The organism is Tahibacter caeni (assembly GCF_024609805.1).
GTDB classification, from domain to species: domain Bacteria; phylum Pseudomonadota; class Gammaproteobacteria; order Xanthomonadales; family Rhodanobacteraceae; genus Tahibacter; species Tahibacter caeni.
In genome coordinates, this window is the sequence record NZ_JANFVR010000401.1 from 1 (window position 1) to 3,808 (window position 3,808).

Annotated in this window: 4 protein-coding genes and 1 pseudogene; 3 read left to right on the forward strand and 2 right to left on the reverse strand. The window is 71.6% G+C overall.

Features of this window, described 5'->3' with window-relative positions; genetic code table 11:
• Positions 1–235 precede the first annotated feature (235 nt).
• From NON22_RS21545 to NON22_RS21555, 3 genes are all read left to right on the forward strand, one after another.
• Positions 236–1,039, forward strand: a complete 804-nt coding sequence (locus tag NON22_RS21545) for a DUF899 domain-containing protein (RefSeq protein WP_257389054.1) — start codon at positions 236–238, stop codon at positions 1,037–1,039.
• A complete protein-coding gene (locus tag NON22_RS21550) occupies positions 1,033–1,857 on the forward strand; it encodes a DUF2182 domain-containing protein (protein ID WP_257389055.1) in 825 nt (274 codons plus the stop codon). The genes NON22_RS21545 and NON22_RS21550 overlap by 7 nt, the downstream gene beginning before the upstream one ends.
• A 256-nt stretch (positions 1,858–2,113) precedes the next feature.
• Positions 2,114–2,524: a GFA family protein gene (locus NON22_RS21555; protein ID WP_257389056.1), complete on the forward strand. Its 411-nt coding sequence runs from the start codon at positions 2,114–2,116 to the stop codon at positions 2,522–2,524.
• 75 nt (positions 2,525–2,599) lie between these two features.
• Here NON22_RS21555 and NON22_RS21560 read toward each other — a convergent pair whose 3' ends face one another.
• Complete coding sequence (locus NON22_RS21560) at positions 2,600–3,424, reverse strand: NYN domain-containing protein (protein WP_257389057.1); 825 nt, start codon at positions 3,422–3,424, stop codon at positions 2,600–2,602.
• A gap of 180 nt (positions 3,425–3,604) precedes the next feature.
• A pseudogene (locus NON22_RS21565) lies at positions 3,605–3,808 on the reverse strand (NAD-dependent epimerase/dehydratase family protein); the annotation flags it as partial.

Consider the following 3,808-nt stretch of genomic DNA (forward strand, 5'->3'; position numbering starts at 1 on the left):
GCCGAGCTGGGCCATCGCGATGCCGCGCAGCGCCAGCGCCGGCGCATCGTCGCGCAGCGCGACGCGCTTGAGTGCGCCGAGCGCGTCGCCGGCGGCCAGCGCCTGCGCCGCGGCCGTGATCAGCGAATCCACAGCAATCCCGCCACCGTTGTCACTCCCACCTGGAACGCCGCGCCTCGCAATCTAGCGCAGCAGCGGCGGCCATCGGGGCCGCCGCGTCACGGAGATCACGACGATGACGGCGACACGCAAGATCGGCACACGGCAGGAATGGCTCGCGGCGCGGCTGGACCTGTTCGCGCAGGAGAAGGAACTCACGCGGCGCAGCGACGCGCTCGCGCGGCAGCGCCGGGCGCTGCCCTGGGTGCGCGTGGACAAGGCCTACCGCTTCGACACCGAGCAGGGCAGTGCCACCCTGGCCGAACTGTTCGGCGGCCGCTCGCAGCTGCTGGTCTATCACTTCATGTTCGGGCCCGACTACGCGGCGGGCTGTCCGTCCTGCTCGGCCATCGCCGACGGTTTCGACGGCTTCGCCGTGCACCTGGCGAATCACGACGTGACCCTGATGGCGGTCTCGCGCGCGCCGCTGGCCACTTTGCTCGCGTATCGCCGGCGCATGGGCTGGTCGTTTCCTTGGGCGTCGGCCGGCGACGGCGAATTCAACGTCGATTTCCACGTCGCATTCACGGCGGCGCAGCAGCGCGAAGGCGGCATCGAGTACAACTACCGGCGCGAACCGGCGCTGCCGGCCGCCGTACCCGGGTCCTGCGCGTCGAACGGCGCCGCGTGCGCGCAGGAGCGAAGCCCGGTCCAGATCATCGCCGCGCAGGCCGGTACCGACGCGGCGACGTTCACGCGCGACCGGCCGGGCATGAGCGCATTCGTGCGCGAAGGCGATGCGGTCTATCACACATATTCGACCTATGCGCGCGGGCTCGACGGTCTCTGGGGCATGTACCAGTGGCTCGACCGCGCGCCGCTCGGACGCAACGAGCACGGCATCTGGTGGCGCCGCCGCGACGAGTACGCGCCGTGCTGAATCCGTTGCTGACCGCGCGCTGTACGGCGCACGCCCGCGTTGCGGCCGCGCCGGCCTTCATCGCCGTCGCGGCGCTGTTGTTCGCCGCGGGCGTCGCGGCGACGGCGTTCGGCTCGCGCGCCATGGCGGACATGCCCGCCATGGCCATGCCGGGCGGCTGGCGCATGGACATGACCTGGATGCGCATGCCCGGGCAGAGCGCGTTCGCGGCGGCGGCGGCATTCGTCGCCATGTGGACGGCCATGATGCTCGCGATGATGCTGCCGGCGATCGCGCCGGCGCTCTGGCGCTATCGCGTCGCGCTCGCCGCTGCGGGCAGCGCGCGGGCCGGACGGCTCTGTGCCGTCGCCGGACTCGCGTATTTCGCGGTCTGGAGCGCGCTGGGTCTGCTGATCCATCCGACCGGCCTCGCGCTCTCCGCGATGCTGATGCAGTCGCCGGCGCTGGCCCGCGCCGCGCCGGCCGCGGCCGCGATCGTCCTGCTGCTCGCCGGACTGCTGCAGTTCAGCGCCTGGAAGCGGCGCCGGCTGGCCTGTTGTCGCACGGCGACGATTCCGCCCGCGTACCGGTCCGCGGATGCGGCGACTTCCTGGCGCTACGGTGCGCGACTCGGCCTGCACTGCATCGGCGGCTGCGCCGGCTTCACCGCGGCGCTGCTCGCGGTCGGTGTCATGGACTGGCGCGCGATGCTGCTCGCGACCGCGGCCATCGCTGCCGAACGCTGGCTGCCGGACAGCGGGCGCATCGCGAAGGTCGGCGGCGTCGTGCTGGTCGCGCGGGGACTCTGGCAGTTGCTGAGCGCGGCGACGGCCGGATGAGGCGGCTTGCGCGCCTGTAGCGCGATGAACGGGCGCGGGACTGTCCGCACGAACGACGGGGCCGCGACCAAGGGCGCGGCCGGGGTCACGCTATTTCCCGGCGCGCGCCGCTATCGTGCGGAGATCGGGCGAATCCGCCGGCAGACAACCGGATGCCGACCTTGTACCGGTCGCCGTCGCTGCGGCGTCGATGCGGCCGGCTGTTCGACATCGACGCACAGCCGGCGCCCGAAGCCCATCGACGAGAGGCCCCCGCATGACCAAGACCTATCACGGCAGCTGCCACTGCGGCCGCGTCGCGTTCGAGGTGACGATGGATTTCGCCGGCAGCAGCAAATGCAACTGCCGCTATTGCTGGAAGCAGCGCAACTGGAACGTCGTCGGCCTGAAGCCGGCGCAGTTCCAGCTGCACAAGGGCGAAGAATTCCTCGGCGACTACGCGCGGGCCGGCGAGGGCTTCGAGACCCACCATCGCTTCTGCCGGCACTGCGGCACGGCCACGCACGGGCATGGACGCATCGACGCGCTCGGCGGCGATTTCGTCAGCGTGTGCGTCGCCGCGCTCGACGATCTGCCGCTGGACGAGCTCGTCGCCGCGCCGGTCGCGTACTGCGACGGGCTCAACGACAACTGGTGGAACGCGCCGGCGGACGTCCGGCATCTGTGAGTCGGCTCGCGCGCGCGGCGTGGACTACGTCGTCGATTGTCCGGCCGGGCGATGCAAAGCGGAGAGTCTGCCGCGTCAGCCGGCATTTTTCTTCCTGTCCCTGGCTTCCTTCGGCGCCTTGTTCTTCACGGCCGGACCCACCCACCAGTGGCCGCCTTCGCCCTGGTGCAGGGCGAGCCGGTCATAGCCCTTGATCAGGTTCAGCAGGCTCGAATGGCCGTAGGTCTTCGGCGAGAAGGCCGGATCGGTGCGCTTGAGGTACTGGCCGAGCGCGCTCAAGGTGACCTTGCCGTCGGACGTGTCGGCGGCGAGCAGCGAGACCGCATCGACGACGAAGGCCGGGCTGTGCTTCGCGGCGGGTTTGGCCGTTCCCGATTTCGCCGGCGTCTTCGCGTCCTTCGGCGCGGCGGCTGCGGGCGTCGCGCGCCCGGCAGCGGGCTCCGTGGTCGCGTCGGCGTCGCCGCGCGTCCATTCGAAGAACTGGTCGCTGGCGTTGCGCAGCGCGTCGGGGGTCTTGGGTTCGCCGACGATGCAGACCGTCGCGCCGCGTTCGCGCAGCTTGCGGCAGAGATGGGCGAAGTCCGAATCGCTCGTGACGAGGCAGAACGTGTCGGCGCGCCGGTCGAACAGCGCTTCGAGCGCATCGAGCGCGAGCGCGATGTCGGCCGTGTTCTTGCCGGCCGCGTACGGATACTGCAGGCACGGCGTGAACGCATAGCGCACGAGCGCTTCCTGCCAGCGGTGCGCCAGGGTCTCGCGCGTGCCGTAGCCGCGGCGCAGTACGACGCGGCCGAACTGGGCCGCCATCAGCAGCGCGTGTTCGAGGATTTCCGGCGCGACGTTGTCGCAGTCGACGAATACCGCGACGCGCGCGTCGCCGGCGGGAGGTGGATGGCTCATGCGGAGTCCCTCGTCGGAAGCAGGCGGGCTGCGGCGCGAGCATAGCAGCGCCGCGGCGGAACGCGCGGATGCGGCGACTGCGCATTTCGGCACGACACTGGGCTGCGGTGCCGTGCCGCCTGGACGCAGCAAAGCGGCGCGTCGATGCAGCCGCGAGGCCGGTGTCGTTGCGCCGCCGGTTCAGTCGTCGACGCCGCACGCCGCATCGGGCGCCAGCACGTCCGAGGATTCGGCATCGTGTTGCGCGAGCACTTCCGCGAAGCCGTAGCGCGGCCGCCAGCCGAGGCCGGCGATCGCGCGCGCCGCATCGTAGACGCGATCGATGCCTTGCGGCAGCGACCAGCCGCGCGCCGCGAACGCGGCGGCGAGCGCCGGCGCGCGTGC

What these genes read in the sequence shown, in the direction of transcription:
- NON22_RS21545 (WP_257389054.1), top strand. Translation starts at nt 236, where the DNA reads ATGACGGCGACACGCAAGATCGGCACACGGCAGGAATGGCTCGCGGCG.
- NON22_RS21560 (WP_257389057.1), bottom strand. Translation starts at nt 3,424, where the DNA reads ATGAGCCATCCACCTCCCGCCGGCGACGCGCGCGTCGCGGTATTCGTC.
- NON22_RS21555 (WP_257389056.1), top strand. Translation starts at nt 2,114, where the DNA reads ATGACCAAGACCTATCACGGCAGCTGCCACTGCGGCCGCGTCGCGTTC.